This window comes from Shewanella sp. DW31, assembly GCF_015767295.1.
Lineage (GTDB): Bacteria > Pseudomonadota > Gammaproteobacteria > Enterobacterales > Shewanellaceae > Shewanella > Shewanella oncorhynchi.
Window position 1 is genome coordinate 357,835 of record NZ_JADWMP020000001.1, and the last position, 19,696, is coordinate 377,530.

General features: G+C 46.2%; 15 protein-coding genes. 7 read left to right on the plus strand and 8 right to left on the minus strand.

Translation table 11 applies throughout. The features are described 5' to 3' along the window. Window positions 1-4 precede the first annotated feature (4 nt). Both GWI56_RS01510 and GWI56_RS21780 read left to right on the plus strand, forming a co-directional pair. The gene (locus tag GWI56_RS01510) at window positions 5-3,112 is read left to right on the plus strand and encodes a tetrathionate reductase subunit A (protein WP_198571942.1); all 3,108 of its coding nucleotides are present in this window, start codon (window positions 5-7) and stop codon (window positions 3,110-3,112) included. Window positions 3,113-3,415: 303 nt separating this feature from the next. Then, complete coding sequence (locus GWI56_RS21780; RefSeq protein ID WP_168827655.1) at window positions 3,416-4,720, plus strand: PAS domain-containing methyl-accepting chemotaxis protein; 1,305 nt, start codon at window positions 3,416-3,418, stop codon at window positions 4,718-4,720. 83 nt (window positions 4,721-4,803) lie between these two features. Here the strand turns inward: GWI56_RS21780 and GWI56_RS01520 are convergent, their stop codons facing one another. The 7 genes from GWI56_RS01520 to GWI56_RS01550 all read right to left on the minus strand — a co-directional run bounded on the left by GWI56_RS01520 (window position 4,804) and on the right by GWI56_RS01550 (window position 14,539). Further along, the gene (locus GWI56_RS01520; protein WP_198571943.1) at window positions 4,804-5,505 is read right to left on the minus strand and encodes a DUF3581 domain-containing protein; all 702 of its coding nucleotides are present in this window, start codon (window positions 5,503-5,505) and stop codon (window positions 4,804-4,806) included. A gap of 424 nt (window positions 5,506-5,929) precedes the next feature. After that, complete coding sequence (locus GWI56_RS01525; RefSeq protein ID WP_105250256.1) at window positions 5,930-6,160, minus strand: hypothetical protein; 231 nt, start codon at window positions 6,158-6,160, stop codon at window positions 5,930-5,932. Window positions 6,161-6,319: 159 nt separating this feature from the next. Next, on the minus strand, window positions 6,320-6,715 hold the full coding sequence (locus GWI56_RS01530; protein WP_105250257.1) for a DUF2391 family protein: 396 nt from the start codon (window positions 6,713-6,715) through the stop codon (window positions 6,320-6,322). A gap of 79 nt (window positions 6,716-6,794) precedes the next feature. Further along, window positions 6,795-7,073, minus strand: a complete 279-nt coding sequence (locus GWI56_RS01535; protein WP_006084190.1) for a peptidylprolyl isomerase — start codon at window positions 7,071-7,073, stop codon at window positions 6,795-6,797. A gap of 159 nt (window positions 7,074-7,232) precedes the next feature. Beyond that, entirely contained in the window at window positions 7,233-9,551 is a 2,319-nt protein-coding gene (gene mrcB, locus GWI56_RS01540; RefSeq protein ID WP_198572030.1) for a penicillin-binding protein 1B, read from the minus strand. 91 nt (window positions 9,552-9,642) lie between these two features. Continuing rightward, window positions 9,643-12,192, minus strand: a complete 2,550-nt coding sequence (gene hrpB, locus GWI56_RS01545) for an ATP-dependent helicase HrpB (RefSeq protein ID WP_198571944.1) — start codon at window positions 12,190-12,192, stop codon at window positions 9,643-9,645. A gap of 127 nt (window positions 12,193-12,319) precedes the next feature. Next, window positions 12,320-14,539, minus strand: a complete 2,220-nt coding sequence (locus GWI56_RS01550) for an EAL domain-containing protein (RefSeq protein ID WP_198571945.1) — start codon at window positions 14,537-14,539, stop codon at window positions 12,320-12,322. A gap of 200 nt (window positions 14,540-14,739) precedes the next feature. Between GWI56_RS01550 and thpR the strand changes: the two genes are divergently transcribed. Continuing rightward, entirely contained in the window at window positions 14,740-15,285 is a 546-nt protein-coding gene (thpR, locus tag GWI56_RS01555; RefSeq protein WP_198571946.1) for an RNA 2',3'-cyclic phosphodiesterase, read from the plus strand. 112 nt (window positions 15,286-15,397) lie between these two features. Here thpR and GWI56_RS01560 read toward each other — a convergent pair whose 3' ends face one another. After that, a complete protein-coding gene (locus tag GWI56_RS01560; RefSeq protein ID WP_105250260.1) occupies window positions 15,398-16,177 on the minus strand; it encodes a tetratricopeptide repeat protein in 780 nt (259 codons plus the stop codon). 431 nt (window positions 16,178-16,608) lie between these two features. Between GWI56_RS01560 and crp the strand changes: the two genes are divergently transcribed. From crp to GWI56_RS01580, 4 genes are all read left to right on the plus strand, one after another. Further along, window positions 16,609-17,244 carry a cAMP-activated global transcriptional regulator CRP gene (crp, locus tag GWI56_RS01565; protein WP_006080082.1) on the plus strand — a complete coding sequence of 212 codons (636 nt, stop codon included), beginning with the start codon at window positions 16,609-16,611 and terminating at the stop codon, window positions 17,242-17,244. Window positions 17,245-17,326: 82 nt separating this feature from the next. After that, window positions 17,327-17,674 carry a hypothetical protein gene (locus GWI56_RS01570; protein ID WP_105250261.1) on the plus strand — a complete coding sequence of 116 codons (348 nt, stop codon included), beginning with the start codon at window positions 17,327-17,329 and terminating at the stop codon, window positions 17,672-17,674. Next, window positions 17,655-18,329, plus strand: coding sequence for a response regulator transcription factor (locus GWI56_RS01575; protein WP_131523983.1), 675 nt, complete (start codon window positions 17,655-17,657; stop codon window positions 18,327-18,329). The genes GWI56_RS01570 and GWI56_RS01575 overlap by 20 nt, the downstream gene beginning before the upstream one ends. Further along, window positions 18,326-19,654 (plus strand): ATP-binding protein, encoded by a 1,329-nt coding sequence (locus GWI56_RS01580; protein WP_131523982.1) that lies wholly within the window; start codon window positions 18,326-18,328, stop codon window positions 19,652-19,654. Before GWI56_RS01575 ends, GWI56_RS01580 begins: the two co-directional genes overlap by 4 nt. Window positions 19,655-19,696: the final 42 nt, after the last annotated feature.

Consider the following 19,696-nt stretch of genomic DNA (forward strand, 5'->3'; position numbering starts at 1 on the left):
CATCATGGATAAGAGTAAACGTCGTTTTATCAAAGGGGCCGCTGTAACGGGTGGTGTGGGATTATTTGCTGCGGGTTATAGCCATACATTAGCGCAAATAGGTAAAGGTGTCGTCAATGGTACTTCAGGAAAACCGACCCAAGATCCGCTGCACGGCAATTCCTTAGCACCTGAATACAAAGTAGATTTACAGTCAGGCCAGTTAATCAGCAATGACGATCAACGCATCGCCAATACTATGTGCTTAGGTTGCTGGACCAAATGCGGCGTGCGCGCTCGTATCGATCAAAAAACCGATAAAATCATCCGTATCAGCGGTAATCCTTATCATCCGTTGTCATCGCGGGAACATATCGATTTCGATACGCCGATCAAAACCGCCTTTGTTGGGCTTAGCGCCTTTCAAGAACAGGGTCTACAAGGACGTTCCACCGCCTGCGCCCGCGGTAATGCCATGCTAGAACAATTGGATAGCCCACATCGCGTCACCCAATGTCTTAAACGCGTGGGTAAGCGCGGCAGCGGCCAATGGCAGAGCATTAGCTTTGAGCAATTGCTAAATGAAGTCGTCGAAGGCGGTGATTTATTTGGTGAGGGGCAAGTCGAAGGACTAAGAGCGATTCGAGATATCGCCACGCCGCTCGATACCAATAATCCAGAATACGGCCCTAAGGCCAACCAGTTACTGGTCTCAAACGCCTCCGATGAGGGCCGCGATGCCATTATCAAACGCTTTACCTTCAACAGCTTTGGCACCCGAAACTTTGCCAACCACGGCGCTTACTGTGGATTTACCTACCGCGCCGGAGCAGGCGCCTTATTGGATGATTTGAAAAAATACGCCCACTTGAAACCCGATTGGGACCATAGCGAATTTTTACTCTTTATCGGCACTTCACCGCAGCAATCGGGCAATCCCTTTAAACGCCAAGCAAGACAATTGGCTAACGCGCGGGTGAATAACACTAATTTCAGTTATGTGGTGGTGTCGCCCATGCTACCCAATACCTCGAATCAACCTTGCGCGGGCAATAATACTTGGCTGCCGATCCGCCCCGCCACCGACTCGGCACTCGCCATGGGCATGTTGCGCTGGATTATTGATAACCAGCGCTACGCCACCGATTTTTTGAGTGCGCCCAATGTCGATGCCGCAAAAGCATCAGGTTACCGTGGTTTTAGTAACGCAGGCTTCTTGATCGTCAGCGAACCTACCCATCCAAGATATGGCCAATATCTCTTTGCCAGCGATCTTGGCTTACCTTTCGAGGGCAAAGCCTACGGCGAGCAAGACTCGCAGTTGGTTGTCGATGCCGCGAGTGGCAAGATAGTTTTGGCGAGCCAAAGCTTGAAAGCCATGCTCGACGTTGACCAAAACGTCGACACACCTAAGGGGGCGATTGCGGTTAAATCTAGCTTCCAACTGTTAAGTGAAGCGGCGCAGAGCTTCGAGATGGCACACTATGCCAAGGAGTGCGATATCAGCGAGGCGCAGATCATTGCCCTCGCGGATAAATTTACCAGCCATGGCACTAAGGCCGCAGTGATCTCCCACGGCGGCACAATGAGCGCCAATGGTTTTTATAGCGCTTGGGCAATCATGATGCTCAACGCCATGATAGGTAACATCAATTTAAAAGGTGGCGCATTAGCTTCCGGCGGTTCCTTTCCCGCCTTTGGTAAAGGCCCAAGGTATAATCTGCAGGAGTTTGACGGCATGGTCGAGCCTAAGGGCGTATTCCTATCACGATCTAAATTCCCCTACGAGAAAACCTCAGAGTATCGCCGTAAAGTCGAAGCGGGCGAATCGCCTTATCCTGCAAAGGAGCCTTGGTTTCCGATTTCATCGCCCTTGCTTGGCGAACATTTAACGGCGGCCGTGCACGGTTATCCCTATCGACTCAAAGCATGGATTAACCACATGGGCAATCCGATTTATGGTCAAGCGGGCCTAGGTGAAGCCATTGGTGAACAACTGAAAGATCCCAAAGTGCTGCCACTGTTTATCAGTATCGACAGTTTTATTAACGAAACCTCGGCGCTATCGGATTATATCGTGCCCGACACATTAACTTACGAGTCATGGGGTTGGAGCCCTTCTTGGCATGGGACCCTGACGAAGGAAACGACAGGTCGCTGGCCGATTGTCGAACCAAGGGTCACAAAGATGGCCAGTGGTGATGTGGTGTGCATGGAATCTTTCTTGAGCCAAGTGGCGATGAAACTGCAACTACCTGGCTTTGGCGAAAATGCCGTTAAGGCCGCCGATGGCAGCTTACATCCGTTAACGCGCGCAGCAGATTACTCACTTTACGGCGCCGCCAACGTGGCCTATTTGGGTAAAGCCGTTGCCGATATTAACGCTGAGGACATGTATCTTAGCGGTGTGAGTCGTATTCAAAGTGAGCTCAACGCCAGACTCAAGCCAGATGAAGTCAAAAAAGTCAGCTACTTATTTGCCCGCGGCGGCCGCTTTGAGAATATGAGCGGTGCACGGGATGAAGTGGGTAATCCAACCAAGGTTTGGCCAAAACCTATGATGCTGTGGAATCCTGAAGTGGGCAGTCGCCGTAACAGTCTCACAGGGGAATTTATGAGTGGCTGTCCGCGCTTATATCAACCCGCCTTGGCCAATGGCACACCGCTCGATAAGGCGTTTAATAAATCACAATGGCCTTTGCTGATCAGTAGTTACAAATCCCACACCATGAGCTCTATGAGTATTGGCTCGGATCGTTTGCGCCAAGTGCACCCTAATAATCCGGTGCGGCTGAACGAGAAGACCGCCAGTCGCCTTGGGATCAGCACTGGTGACACGGTCAAGATCAGCACGCCCAACGGCAGCGTGATTGCCTTAGTGGAATGTGTTGCCGGAGTGCACCCTGACTGCATCGCTATCGAACACGGTTATGGCCATAAGGAACTCGGCGCGCGGGACGTAGTGATCGACAACCTTAAAATCGCCGCCAATCCGCTGATCCGAGTCGGCATCAATATGAACGACTTGAATCTGTTTGATCCGAGTCGCCACGGCCGTTACCCGCTGGTGGATTGGGCAAGTGGCGCTTCGGCCAGACAAGGGCTACCAGCTAAGATTGAAAAACTAAGCTAACCGCAGAGCATAGATGACACTTAAGAAGCTGCCCTTTGGCAGCTTTTTCTTTGGCGTCAATTCAATCTGATTAAGCCTAATCGCCTCATTAATGCTTTCTAGCTATGCCTATTCGCGAATAAACCGAGGAATAGTGATCTTTTTTACTCAATTTAGGTATATAGATCCCGATCACGCGTTTCATAGAAATAAACCACATATTAAAATCACAGCTATATTTATCAGTATATCTAGCTCGAAATATCGAGCTTTCAATAAAGAACTGCAGTTTTTGAGTCAGTTAGACTCATCAGGAGTATCTCAGTGTTCAACTCTTCATTACGTAAAAGCCTTGAAGTGAGCGAAAGCAAACGCCAAGAGGCAGAGTCGATCATCGACTCGATTAAACACAGTATTGCCACAGTAGAATTTACGCCTGATGGAATAATTCTCGATGCTAATGCGTTGTTTTTAAAAACGGTAGGTTATTCACTTAATGAAGTCGTAGGCCAACATCACAAGCTGTTTTGCTCGGCGGCTTATGGTAATTCTGCTACCTACCAGCAATTTTGGAGCAGTCTAAAAGCAGGTCATCCACAGGAAGGCAATTTTGCACGAGTGAATAAAAATGGCCAAGAGATCTGGCTTAGAGCCACTTACTTCCCCATAAAACAGGCAGGTAAAGTCGTTAAAATAATGAAAACAGCCTCTGATATCACCCAAGATAAGCACCAACTTGACGACCAAGCGGCCATTTTTAATGCCTTGAATCGCTCGCAAGCCATTATTGAATTCACTACCGATGGCACGATTTTGAAAGCCAATACTAACTTCTTAAAGACAATGGGCTTTAGCAAAGAGCAGATTATTGGTAAACACCATCGTATTTTCTGTTTTGATGAGTTTTATCGACAAAATCCACACTTTTGGGACGATCTAAAGCAAGGTCGATATAGCAGCGGTCTCTTTGAACGTAAAAATGCTTATGGCGATTCGATTTGGTTAGAAGCGGCATACAATCCTATTATGGATGAGCAAGGTAAAGTGGTTAAAGTAATTAAATTTGCGAGCGATATCAGCAAGCGGATCGAGCAAAGCCACGCTGTACGTGAAGCCGCCAATATTGCACTGACCACGTCACAACGTACCGTCGAGCAAGCAGAACAAGGCGTACATTTACTCAATGCGACGGTAAATACCTCTAATGCTATTGCCGAGCAAACCCATAAAGCGACCTTGGCGATAACTCAACTCAATGAACAATCTCAAAGTATTCAAGCCATAGTCGCGACCATTAGTTCGATTGCCGATCAAACTAATTTACTGGCATTAAATGCCGCAATTGAGGCCGCACGAGCGGGGGAACAAGGCCGAGGTTTTGCCGTTGTCGCCGATGAAGTGAGGCAGCTTGCTTCCAGAACCAGTAAATCAACCAGTGAGATTGCCGCCGTCGTCACTAAAAATACACAACTCACCACAAGTGCAACTAGCATGATGAACGAAGTTGAAGGTATTGCACTGGAAGGAAAACAACAGTTAGCGGAGGTAACATTGGTGATGGGAGAAATACGTAGCGGCGCGGAAAACGTCTCAGCAATCGTGTCGCAGCTATCAGTCAATAACAATTAATTGCTAACATTTAATCGCGCTATCAGGGATTGCATGGCGCTTTATCTAAAAGACAAAACGCCAACCTATTGCTTTTACGTCAATCAATAATCAGTTTTACGACCTTCATAAGTGGCGCGCATTTGCTGTACAAGAACCTCATCGTAAGCACGTAATCCACTCATCACTAAGGTTTTGATACCTGTGCCAACTAAAGTGTCGCCACTGTGTAATTCAAAGTGCAATGTCACATCGCCACGTTTACCGTCGATTTTTAAATCTTGACCAACGAGTGATAAGATCACTTGTACAAAATCGAGGGTGGTTAAGTCAAACGACATACTTTCGTAAATCACTAAAGGCCGTTCTGGGTTGATCATCACTTGATGTTGTTTCATCAAAGGGATCAGAATATCGATAAAGTTATGCCCAGAGAAAGCAACATATTGACGAATAAAGGATTCGGTCTGCGCATCGCAACAACTCACATCGCCATGACGGCTAACATTAAGATAGGTTTTTTCACGACTATCGCGAATCGAAAAACTCTCGCTCACTTGTTCAGGGAATTGCAGTTCGACGCTATCACCCACCATACCCGCAAAGCTAAACTTCATACTCTGGCTCAAACCATATTGAGTCAATACTAGGGCAAACAGTAAATCTCCCGGTACGCAAAAGCGTTTTGCCCCCACATCGTGGATAGGATTAAAGTCCTGCGCAATTTTCTTCGCGAAGTCACTGGCTTGTTGTGCTGAAACGGAAATAGCTTGATTTTGCTTAGAAAAATAAGGCGCTAGAAACATATAAACTCTATTTGTAATAACTCAATACAGGGATGGATAACAAAATTATCACGAGTCTACCTTAAAATAGGTATTTAACTCACCCGATGACTTGACCCACGTAAGGCGTACAAAGTAACACCCTGCCCACATTTGTAAAGCCAAACAAATGACAGGGGTATCAGGATCTGTTGACGTTTCAGGTTTATTCTGCAGATATTAGGCGGAATTTTATGCAAGATAGAGCCTGTATAGCATGATGACGCGACATATAACAGCCGATAATGCCGCAGAAATGTTAGCAAAATAAGGCCGTTTTCATCACTCGTGACTCATTTAAAATAACTCAACATCATTTATCGTTTGGCGAGCAATACCTTGTCAGAACAAATAACATCTAAAACGTAAGTATTGCCTAGCCACCGATAAGCCAAGGAATAAATCGTTAGACCTTTTTAAATTCACGCTTTAACTGAAAACCATCGTCAGTGGCTAACTGCTCTAGCACTTCGATACGCTGACGAAGGATGGCTAACTCGGTCTGAAAAGCTTGGTTTTCGGCCACTTGCTCACGCGTCGACACACCTTGTTTGTTGCGAATTTTCATTATAGCGACCACATATCCGCCAACAATTGCAAATATTGGGATAAGTAAAGCGAGGGCACCAGTGTTCATAGTCATTTCCTTTATCTATTGGCGTTATCGTTATCAAGCTCAAAATTTAGATCTGCTTATGACGCTTAATCAATGTCAAAGTCAGAACATGGAAATAAGTATGCGCAAGACAACCGCAATCAACCAGTGACAAAAGTCATGAGATTTAGCGAAACAGTGTCATTCTTTATCAAAACTATCCACAACAATAGCGCCCATAGAGGCTGGCATAGTGATCACTATGATCCGTTTTATAGAGGTTAGTGGGTCCTCAAAAAATGGCACTTTATCGAGGCAAAGTAGCACGAGGAAAACCACGAGGGCAGTGAGCAAATACGCCACCACGATACGAAAAATAAACACAGGAACGCGGGAAGCAATATTCTGTTGGAACACGCTGTGATAGGTGAATACCCCAAGAAAGAGCAGCGATAAACTAAAAAGCATACCGATATTCAATAAAGGTAAAGTCTCACCGAGATGCCACGCTTCCTCAGAAAATGCAACGGGGACCGCAAGGGCAAAAGCTCCTACGCAAACTTGACTCGCATCTTCGGTGTTAAAACTAAATTTCATGCTGATCGCTCCCTAATCTTCCAATCTATTTGATTAGTCGAAAATAACGTTCGGTGAAGATGCGCTTATTACTGGGGTATTAAGTGCGATACAGCACTTTAACCACATGCCAGCCAAACTTAGTTTTCACTATATGTGGCACCAGTAATTCACCTGAAAATGCAACCTTATCGAACTGTGGCACCATTTGGCCTTTTTTGAACTCGCCTAAATCGCCACCTTTTTTGGCCGAAGGGCAAGAGGAAAAACGCTTAGCGAGCACAGCAAAATTAGCACCATTATTCAGCTGCTTAACAATATCCTCAGCCTGTTCTTTGTGTTTCACTAAAATATGCACAGCGGCAGCGGTTTTAAACATGTCATTTCTCACTTTGGATTAACGTCCCGTGCAAAGGGAAGATTGGCGCCCCGAGTTTGCCCTCGATCACACCACTTCCATCGGCACAGGTTCTACTGACTAAAAGGTTTTATATCCAACGCATAAGTGCGTTATTGGCCCATTATCGACCCTATTAACCTAGAAAATTTTCTGCCACCACTGCAAAGGGTCGCCGCAGTTATTCACTGGACGATAGGTCGCAGCTAATGCCGGAAGCGCATCGACATTGCTGCAAGTGGATTCCTTAGCCACACCTGTATCTCGGTCAAAAAAGCCCTTCACTACGCCGTTCACTGGAATTGAGCGCAGACTAATAGGTGGACGTTCCTTTAAGAAGGCAAGATATACGGCCATGGCGCCACTGCTACCATACAAACTGGTTTTGCCGTTATCGTCACGACCAACCCAAATGGCGGCGACATTACGCTCATCAAAGCCCGCAAACCAAGAGTCGCGGCTGTCGTTACTGGTGCCAGTCTTACCCGCAAGTCCAACGCCAGGGAAAGCATTACCTAAACGCGTCGCCGTTCCCGTATTCACCACTTGCTGCATAGCAAATTGAATTAAGAAATCTGTCTCAGGTGCTATAGCTTGCTCTTTAGGCAATCGCGTCACTGGCAATGGGTTCTTATCAGAATCTAGCACAGCGGTCACTGTGGTTAACTTACGGTAAACACCGCTATCAGCTAAGGTTTGGTACACTTGCGCTACCATTAATGGCGAGCCATTGACGGCGCCGAGTAACATGGAGGGATACTCGTTTAACGGCTCCTGCCAACCCGATTTAGCCAATGTTGTGGCGACCGCATCCACACCCACAGCAATTCCAAGATTTACCGTCGGTACGTTCATCGACTTTTTCAATGCCGTTAACAAAGGCACCTGACCACTGAACTTCTTATCAAAGTTTTGTGGTGACCATGTCTTACCTTGCTCGCTTTTTAAGGTAATAGGTTGATCTTTAAGAGGAGTCGCTAAGGTAAATTGGCTATTAGGTGCCAAAGCCGTAGCATACACAAAAGGCTTAATTAACGAGCCAATAGGACGACGAATTTCAACTGCGCGGTTAAAGCCATCAAATCCTGGGGTTTTATCGCCGACCATAGCCGCGATACCGCCCGTGTATTTGTCGGTCACGACCATACCAATCTGCAATGATTTATTGCTCTTATCTAAGCTCTTGAGGGTTTGAGTCACCGCAATTTCGGCGGCTTCTTGGGCCATAGGATCAAGCGTGGTATAGATTTTCACCCCAGATTGCTTCAATAGCGCATCGCCATAACGCTCGTTCACTTCCTGTTTTACCAAGGCGAAGAAAGAAGGTAATTTTTGATGTGCTGGTTTATTCAGATTACGGATCCCTAAGGGTGACTCTACCGCCACCTTGTACTCCGCCGTGGTTAAATCCCCCGCATCCATTAACAAGCGCAATACCAGATCACGGCGTTCTTGAATACGATCCGGATATTTCCATGGATTGTAGTAAGACGGTCCCTTAATCGCAGCCACTAAGAATGCCTGCTGGGAGATAGTCAACTCACTGATAGGACGGCCGAAATAGAAACGTGAGGCCAACCCCATACCATGGACGGCGCGGGATTTATCCTGCCCCATATACACTTCGTTAAGATACGCTTCGAGGATTTCGTCTTTGCTGTAACGAAAATCAATAATGACCGCCATTAAGGCTTCGCGAACCTTACGCAGCAAGGAACGCTCACTCGAAAGGAAAAAGTTTTTCGCTAACTGCTGAGTTAACGTCGAGCCACCTTGCACAGTGCGACCGGCGCTGATGTTCACAAAAGCCGCGCGCGCAATCGCGAAGGGATTCACACCATGGTGTTCATAAAAACTACGATCTTCCACCAGCAGTAACGCCTGCACAATCGACTTCGGCATTTCTTCGGTCGGCACAAACAGCCTGTCTTCACCATCGCCAGTAATAATGCGGTCGAGCAATACAGGCTCAAGGTGGAATATGGCGAGTTGACGCTTGTCTGAGACTCGAGTGACCGAACTGATGCCATTGCTGTCAAAGCTGATCATGACTCTTTGTTCGACTTGATCGCCTTCTGGATGCAAAAACGGCCGACGCCACAATTCAATACGAGTGCTCGATGCCGAAAACTCTCCCACTTGGCGTGGGTTAGCGACTTTGCGATAGCCGAGCAACTTAAGCTCAGCCATCATTTGCGGATGGCTGACTGCCGCACCGGGGTACAGCGCCATAGAACGACTAAACACCTGCGCTGGCAAATGCCATTTTTGGCCTTCAAATTTTTGCGCAATAATTTGATCAAGATAAATGCTGTAGAAAGTCACTACAGCTAATCCAGCCAAGCCTAATTTCCAACTGATAGACCAAATTCGTCGAAATAAACCGCGGCCATGATTAGCCCGACGGGAAGCGGGTGATTTTTTTGTCGTCTTAGTTGTCATATCTACTTCATCATTCATGCATTTAAAGACATCAGCCATAGGCACAAAGCTAACGTGGTGCGAATCAAAGTGCTTCATAACAAAATGTTATAAAACCAGCGGCGTGGTGCTAGGGCTGAGCTAAACCCAAGGTTTTCTTCTTGGTAAATTTTGTCGGCAGTGTATTCACAGGATCGTCTGGCCACAGATGTTTTGGATATCGACCGCGCATTTCCTTCTTAACTTCCACATAAGGTCCCTGCCAAAAGCTGGCTAAATCTGCCGTCAAGGCTAATGGGCGCTGGGCCGGAGAGAGTAATTCCATCGTCACCTTTAGTTTACCCTGCGCCAACATAGGACTCTGCGCCATGCCAAAGGTTTCTTGCAGACGTACACGCAGTAGCGCACGCCCAGACTCGTCGTATGCTATTGGCGCAGAGGTACCGGTCACTAACGGCCAAGAGGTTGGCAATAACTCGTCAAGTCGCTGTTTCTGCTGCCAGCTCAAACAGTTTGCCACAAAACCAAAGTAATCAAGCTTAACTAATTGCGGCAGATTATTCACATTTTCGAGGTAAGGCGCCAGCCAAGTTTCTAGGCTCGCTAATAATGCTTCATCATCAACCTTGGGCCAGTCACTGCCCACGTCGAACTCAGTTGCCAGTTTGATCCTGTGTTGAAACTGTTCTAAGTTAGCGTTCCAATTGAGGATTTGTAATCCTTGCTGGCGAATATAGCCCAGTAAGGCCGCGACAATTTGCTTACGTTCAGGCTTAGCAATCGTCTCGGTTTTTACTAAAATTTGTCCGACCTTGTATTGGCGCTGCGCAATCACTCGACCTTTAGCTTCATCCCAGCCACATATCTCATGAATGTCCAGCAAACCTTTGAGCTCGCCGTCGAACAAGCTTGGCTGAAGCTGACTCGCTAAGTAAATCCGCCCAGCGTTTCTGCCTTCAGTTTCTTGAAAATCCGCCACCACCATCCACGGAGTTTGTGCCAATGCATCTTCGGCTGCGAGCACGACGCCAGTACCATTGGCTAATTGGTAGCCCTCAACACCGCGGGCTTTAGCGATACGATCCGGATAAGCAAGTGCTAATAACAACCCCACATCGCTGTGGTGTGCATGGGTCGCTATCTTAGACAAATCCGCCGCTAATCCTAGTTTTTTCTGCCACTGTTTTGCCTGTTGCCCAGCTTGTCCATGACAGGTAAAGTGCAGGTAATTCATGATATCGGCGCCCTTTTTAGGCAAACCGCGCGCCTCTAAAACCCCCGACAACAAGCAGGCCAAACTGCCCAATTGCGTTGCTTGTTCGTTAGCATTATTGACTCCCCCATTGTTTGCGCCCAAACTTTTTGCGCCCAATAACATATGTGCAAGCCTTGGGTGACACCCTAGCTCGTAGGCCGCTTTACCGTGGGGAGTGAGTTTATTTTGAGTATCGACCATGCCTAAATCTTGTAACAGTTTCCACGCCAGCGCCTCATGCACACTTGGTGGCGGCGTTAACAACATCAAGTCGCTAAAGGATTTTGCGCCCCAGTAAGCACAATCGTGGGCCATAGCCACCAGATCCGCTTGGCTGATCTCGGGTTCATCAGCCCTGAGCATGCGGCCATGTTCTTCTTGGCTCCACAAACGCACGCACACGCCCGCTGATAAACGCCCGGCGCGACCACTGCGCTGAGTTGCGGAGGCTTGGCTTATACGTTTCAAGCCTAAGCGAGTGACACCGGTTTTAGGGTTAAAACTCGCTTGTCGTTTATAGCCACAGTCGATGACAAACCCTATGTCTTCAATAGTTAAACTCGATTCCGCCACGTTAGTCGCTAGCACGATTTTGCGCCTGCCATCTATAGTTGCAGCGATCGCGCTATCTTGCTCGGCACCTGAAAGTTCACCATAAAGAGGGCAAATCAAAAAGGCATCGTCCGCTAAGCGCTCGCGCAAAAACTGCTGTAATCGTAAGATCTCCCCTTTACCGGGTAAAAACACAAGCACGGCATTATTGGCAGCCGTTTTATCAACACTGGCACTGCTGCTGGCCGAGACCAGTTCGAGCACGCAGCGGCCGAGGTGATCGATCCAATGCTGCTGAGTTGGCACAGGGCGATATTCGATGTCGACAGGAAAACTCCGGCCTTCGCAGTGCAAGGTCACCGCTTCTGGCATGAGTTCAGCTAAGGCAAGACCAGATAGAGTCGCTGACATAGCTAATATCTTTAAATCGTCCCGCAGTGAAGCTTGCACTTCGAGCGCTAGGGCAAGACCTAAATCTGTGGTGAGGTGACGTTCATGAATTTCATCGAAGATGATCATTCCAATCCCAGTTAACTCGGGATCTTGTTGGATCATTCGCGTCAGTATGCCTTCGGTGACAATTTCTAAACGGGTATTAGCGCTGATTTTAGCTTCACCGCGGACGCGATAGCCGACTTCTTGCCCCACCTTTTGCTGGCGACAGCTGGCAATATAGTGCGCCACACTACGCGCCGCGACACGCCGCGGTTCGAGCATTAAAATGCGTCCGCTGATTTCTGGCCAATCCAACATAGCCAAAGGTAACGCCGTTGATTTACCCGCACCTGTCGGTGCCTCGAGGATCACTTGAGCGTGACGAGAAAAAGCCGCGCGCAGCGGTGCTAATAAGCTATGAATAGGTAGAGAGTTCAAGAAAAAGACATCAGCGGCCAAGACAGGGCGTCAGTGTACTAACAATCGGCTTTGAGTACCATTTCACAGCAAACATTATCAAGTCAGTGCTGACATAAGTAACAGCTAAAGGCTGCCATGCCCAAGATTACAGCTGTGGATAGGGAGCAAAAATCTCACGCTTTTCGAGCCAAGGTTGACTGAGCCCTGACTGTAGTTCAGCTAAGCGTATCGGTTTATTGATGGCGTAACCTTGAGCATAGTCGACGCCTAAGGCTTGCAATTTCCACCCTATTTCTTGGGATTCGACAAATTCAGCAACCACATCAAACCCCATATCTTGACCAAGTTGGCAGATGGATTTTACGATCGCCTGATCCGCAGAGTCTTCGCAAATATTGACGACAAATTGGCCATCAACCTTTACAAAATCCACATTGAGGCGCTTAAGGTAAGCAAAGCTAGAAAAGCCTGCACCAAAATCATCGAGGGCTAATTTACAATTGAGCGGACGAAGTATCTCGAGTAGCTTTGTCGCTTGATCGAGCTGACTCACAGCCGCGGTTTCTGTGATCTCGATGCAAAGCTTATCCACCAGCTCAGGTTCGGCCATCAAGCGCATTTCTAGCCAATTCATAAACTCATGATCGCCCAAAGAAGTTGCCGACAGATTCACAGACACAAGATCCAATTGCTGCCAAATATCTAAATGACTACCACCCCACTTGAGCAAATTATCGATCACCCAAAGATCAACCTTAGAAGCCAAGTTGTATCGCTCGGCGGCGGGTAAGAAGATAGCTGGAGACACTATAGTGCCGTTAGTCTGCACCATACGCAGTAGGATCTCTAAATGTAAGCCAGTTTCCTCGCGGTTTAACGGCACTATGCTTTGAAAATAAAGCTCGAATTGGTTTAACGCGAGTGCGCCGACGATATCAACAGAGGCCATCATCTCGGTGTAGAGACGGTTCATTTTAGGATCGCTCGCACTGTATAAATGCCAGCCATTTCGGCCTTGATCCTTCGCTAATCGACAAGCAGCGTCAGCTTGACTCATGACGGTATAAATATCGGCGGATTTTTTATCTAGCCTAGCAATCCCCATACTAACACTGACATTGTGACTACGACTTTCCCAAATAAACTCATGATTTGCTAACTGGGTACAAATCCGCTTAGCAATCTGTTTCGCAGAGTCCACATTGCAGTAATGCATCAGGATACCAAACTCATCGCCCCCTAAACGGGCAACAATATCGCCTTTACGTACGAGCTGTTTCAAACGTAATGCGACTTGGCAAAGCAGCTTATCGCCCGCCTGATGGCCACTGATATTGTTAATGACTTGGAATTGGTCTAAATCGAGAAATGCCACGCAAATAGGCATATCGTCGTGGGCATGTAGTAGGTTTTCTAATAGGGCTTCGAAATGTAGCCGATTAGGTAAACCCGTAAGTGCATCATAATTGGCATGGAAGGATAACTCATCGGCTAAGCGGTACTTTTCACTGACATCTTCGGCAATCATGACTAAAGTATCTTTATCGCCGCTAATCTGGCTAAAACTCAGTTTCAACCAAGTTAATTGATGAATTGATTTTAAAGGTAATTCACACCAAGCTTGGCCGAGCACGCCTTCTCGTACCACATGTAAGGTATCGGTTAGCATGGCGTGCTCTTCCTCACGCACCATGTCGAATAAATCATAGCCATGTTGAATTGGCAGGGTTTGCAGAGCGACTTTATTCAGCATAGTCAATTGATCATGCTTATCTAACAAGGCGCAGGCTAAGGGCAACTGGTTGAATACTTCACAGTATTTATGTTCACTGGCAAGCATGCTTAAAGCAATACGCGTCAATTCCATCGCAGAGCCAATCATCACAGCGGCGTGATTAAACTCACTTATAAACTCTTCGCTCCATTCACAACATTCGGAGCAATTAACGGCCCCCAAGGCAATACGAGTTTCGCCAAACACGACTGGCGGCAATACTAATAGACTCTTGACGTCCCAATCCCTTAATAAAGCCCGCTCAGCCTGAGCATCGGCAGGTAAGGTATTCACATCAGCCAGATTTAATAGACGCGGAGTACGGACAAGAGAGCGAAAAAATGGCATTCGTGCCAAGGGCCAGACTCGGGTTTGTTGGCCTTGGGCAAATTGAGGTTTTAAATACAGATTACGCGTGCGTAAACGATCCAGTGACTGGCTTCCGGTTAATACAAATACCCCGTCACAATGCAGTTGCAAAGTAATAGTCTCAAGCGCTCTGTCAACATTCTGCTCTAAGGTTTCTAGCGGGGATTCACTAAAAATACTGACCAAAGCCTGTTGGAGTGGATTAGCTAAACCTACTGACATGAAAAGTCTCTTCCTTACCTAAAAATCCATTTAAGGTATTATCGACGTGCATTAAGTATAGGCTCACAGTAAATTAAACGTCTGCTTGAGTCACAAATTAGCTGATAAATTCAACAGCTAGATTAACGCTCAAATGCGCTTAACGTCAAAGTGTTCGCTGAGATAATCCATATTAAGCGCTCCAAAAGGATGATAAACCGATGCAACAAAGGCTATTTCTCGGCTTCGCTCCCACAGATAGTCAAAGGGTATATCTAAGTGAATTGCAGCAGCAATTGATATGCCACCTTAATCCAGAGGCGAAAGCGGTGAGTGTCAGCAATCTGCATTTAACACTCTGCTTTATGGGTCAAGCTAACAACGAGCAAAAAATCGCCCTCCTTGATGCGGTTGACCGCTTAGTGAAACCAAGATTTAGCGTTCGGCTTAACCAGCTCGATGTATGGCCCAATGCGCAAGTATCTTGCTTGAAAGGCGATGATATTGAGCCGCCGTTAGCGCAATTAGCTAAACAGACGCAAGAAATTGCCGACCTACTGCAATTACATCGGAGTGAGCACAGCTTTTGCCCGCACATCAGTTTATTTAGAAAAGCAAAACAATGGACACTAGATGAGTCGGCTTTATTGCAACTCAAAGGTATGAATACGCTGACGTTAACGCCCGATAATTTGCATTTATATCATTCAAAAAGCACAAGCACGGGTGTCGAATATCACATTCTGGATTCTTGGACACTCGGTTAACCTTAATCAAAAACAAAAAGCCCGAGTATCCACTCAGGCTTTATTTTTAAACTTATGAATCAATACTAAAATAAAAATAGCAGTTAACTAGAGAGCGATGATGAAGAAATACCTATTCGAGTAAACGTAAGGTTTCGCGATAGGCACGCTTTTGCTCGTAGGTTTGTAACCGCAGCATAAACTCATCAGTCTTAGTCATTTCAGCATTCATTTTCAACGCTTCGATCGCTTTCTGCTGCGTCGAAATAGCAGCACCAAAATCGCCTAACTCCGCATAAGCCGCGGCTAAATTATCAAGATTTGTAGGATCGTTTTCATTCACTTTGAGTAATTTTAAGGACAACTCGACCGCTTTATTGCCATCACGATATTCTGCTTCGGGACAAGTTGCTAAAATCCACGCCACATTGCCCAAAGCAACATCATCACCCACTTGGGAAAATTGCTCGACCGCTTTACCGCAGTTGCGCTGCACACCGTCACCGCCAGACGCATAAATAAAGCCTAAACGGAATTGAGCCCAACGACTGCCCTGCTCACTCAACGCTTTATACCAATGCTCAGCGACTGACAAGTCACGCTTGATCAATTGGCCTTCAAATGACAGATCCGCTAAGGTTTGCTGCGCTTTTTCATGTTGTTGTTCGGCGGCAAGTGAGATCCAGTGCAATCCAGTCGGCACTTCTTGCGACACAAAACGTCCGGAGAGATACATTAATCCCAGCAAAAATTGGGCATCGGCATCACCTTGCTCTGCCGTCACCTGAATATGCACAAACTTACTGGCCGCAAGTTCAGCTGCTGGCTGCGGGATAGAAAATGCGTGCGCCGCAGAGCTCAGCCCTATTGTTAAGCTTAAACCTGCACCTAAAACCCATAATCTGTATTTCACTTGCTTACCTCTCTTAAAAACAACTGCCCTCAAAGTTAGCCAGAATTAACCCCATAAGTCGAGCCTAAATACACACAAACCTCAGGATAATGGGGGAAGCTAAGCCAAATGGAATGTCAAATTTAAAAAGTGAAACATGTTATTGTGTAATTTAGTGGCATATTTTATTCATAATCTATAATAAAACTGCTGAAATAGACTGGTAAGATGTGATTAACTCGACAGAGTTAAGTGAATCCAGCGAGTTTCATACCGATTTAGTTGACTTAAATCACTAAAGTAGCAAAATAAGCTCTAATTTTAGATGGTTAATTGCATTTATTCACTTATTCTAAACTAAGACTTCCATCAAGTTTTTGTGAGTTTAATTGACGTAAAATGCTTATTTAGAATACTCTTACTTTCGTTTTAATCAATCGAGGAACACCAACATGGCTCTGATTGGTAAGCCAAAACCTGATCCAACTTTGGAATGGTTTTTATCACACTGTCACATTCATAAGTACCCTGCAAAGAGCACTCTTATCCATGCTGGTGAAGACTCAGATACCCTTTATTACATAGTAAAAGGTTCTGTAGCGGTATTGATTAAAGATGAAGAAGGTAAGGAGATGATCCTTTCTTATCTGAATCAAGGTGACTTTATCGGTGAACTAGGTTTGTTTGAAGAACAAGCCGAACGTACCGCTTGGGTTCGTGCTAAGCAAGCTTGTGAAATCGCTGAGATTTCATATAAGAAATTCAGACAGTTAATTCAAGTTAACCCTGAAATTCTGATGAAGCTGTCTGCACAAATGGCCTATCGCCTACAAAGTACCAGCCAGAAAGTGGGTAACCTTGCATTCTTAGACGTTGCAGGCCGTATTGCTCAAACTCTATTACATCTGGCTAAACAACCTGATGCTATGACACACCCTGATGGCATGCAGATTAAGATCACTCGTCAAGAGATAGGCCAAATCGTTGGCTGTTCACGGGAAACTGTGGGTCGTATCTTGAAGATGTTAGAAGAACAGAATTTGATCCAAGCTCATGGTAAGACAATCGTGGTATACGGTACCCGTTAAGTTAGTCTTCAGCTTGATTTAAGCCTGCCTTATTAAAGTGGCCTAGAATAAATTCTAGGCCATTTTTTATTGGGGAGCTCAAATGAAACGGCTGTTTTTAATCTGTTTTTTCAGCCTATTCACGCTGGTGCATCCAATAATCTTGCATGCCGAACCTATTGAATTAGAACATTATCAAGCCAAGGCGTTAGTTAACTCTGGGCAAATATTGTCCTTAAACGGTACACTCGCCGTAGTGAACCAATTTTGCCAAGGTGAACTAATTGATGCTCATCTCTATCAAGAAGATCATAAATGGCGCTATGATTTGCAAATCAAAGTTCAGCGTGGCCAAATCGTTAATCTCAGTATTGATGCAACTAATGGTCAAGCCGATCAATCAATAGCACTACCGAGCGAATGTCGAAAACATGAAACTGTTACTCGTTGAAGATAACCCAATGCTAGTCACCGAGCTGGAGAAACAACTCAAACTCGCTGGCTATGTAACCGATATTACAGACAAAGCGCTTGAAGCCGATTATCTGATCAAAGAAACCCAATACGATTGCGTAATCTTAGACATAGGTTTGCCCGATGGCAACGGCCTCGAACTGCTCGAAGGCTGGCGAAATCAAGGGATCAGCACTCCAGTTATCATGCTGACTGCCCGCAGCCAATGGCATGAAAAAGTAGAAGGTTTTAATGCTGGCGCCGACGATTACTTAGGTAAACCTTTCCACGCACAGGAATTATTGGCCCGAATCCAAGCTTTAATCCACCGTGCACATGGTCGTCTAAACACCTCAAGTAAACAATTGAGTTATGGTGGCGTGGTTTTAGATGAAGCAGAACAAACGGTAAAAGTGGCCGAGCAACTGTATGAACTCACAGCAATGGAATTCAGGCTGTTAAAAATCTTCCTCATGTCACCTAAGAAGCTGCTATCTAAGACGCAGCTAACCGATAAGCTCTATCAGTTTGACGATGAAAAAGAGAGTAATGTGGTCGAGGTTTATGTCACCCATCTACGCAAGAAACTGGGTAAAACCACGATCGAAACCCGTCGCGGCCAAGGTTACATCTTCCACGGCATTATTGAATGATCTCGATCCGCACTAAGCTCAGTTTATGGTTAACTGGCTTACTCGTGTTAGGTACTGTAATTGGACTGATACTGTTTGAGTCCATGCTACGTCAGGCCTTCCACGACTCTATTATCAATCGCTTAGAAGAAGATCTCGAACATATCATGCTGGCAACCCATATCCACGATGGGGAGATCAGCATAGATCAAAGCCAGCTTTCCAGTTTCTACAAGCCCGCCTATTCAGGCCGTTATTTTCAGCTTAACCTGCCAAATGAAGTGATTCGCTCACGCTCCCTGTGGGATATGCAGTTAGATATCGAGCCACTGGCACCGAATCAAACCCGCGTCTGGCAAGCTAAAGGGCCAAAAAATAACGATATGCAGTTGTTATCACTAGGATTAAATTCCAGCAGTGCCAATGTTAGCGCCACCTTAACCGTTGCGCAAGATTTGAGTATCGGTAGACGCGTGTTTAGCGAGGTTTATGGCACTAAGCTTGGTGTCAATCTGGCGATGTTAGTTGCTATGATCGCGGGGATATTCTTGATCCTACGTCAATCCTTTAAGCCAGTTAAGCACATACAGCACGCACTTTCTCGGCTAAGACAAGGGGAAATTAACGCACTGGAGCTCAATAATATTCCCCCTGAAGTACAACCATTAGCAAAAACCTATAATGAACTACTTGAGTACACAGCCAAGCAAATTGAACGTAGCCGCAATAACTTAGGTAATTTGAGCCATGGGCTCAAAACGCCACTTGCCGTGATGCAGCAACAGGTTGAAGCTCTTGGCCTCAAAGATCCTGAAACTGCCATTGCCTTGCAGCAACAGCTGGATTCTATCCACAAGATGGTCGAGCGCAAACTGGCGGCGGCAAGGATCACAGGCGATATGCTTCCTGCTGCGCAATTGGTGATCCCTAGGGATTTACATAGCCTAGCCAACACGCTAAATAAGGTTCACCGCAACAAATCCATTGAATGCGATTTCGAACTCGATCCCAATATTCTCAGACTGCCTATTCACAGGGAAGATGGCATGGAGCTCTTAGGCAACCTGCTAGACAACGCCTTTAAATGGGCCCAGAGCCGAGTCAGCATTCAGCTATCGCGTCAGCAAGAGCGTCTCTGCCTTTGTATCGATGATGATGGTCCAGGGGTTGCTGATGATGAGCTAGATAAGCTCACACAAAGAGGAACAAGGCTTGATGAGTCTGTGATGGGTCACGGTTTAGGATTATCAATAGTAAAAGAAATTGCCGAGCAATACGAGATTGAACTGCAGTTTAATCACAGCACTCGCTTAGGTGGATTGAGGATCGAGCTGACCTTTAGCTAGCCCCGGGTTATGCCAATCGTATTTAATGCCTTGTTTGAAATA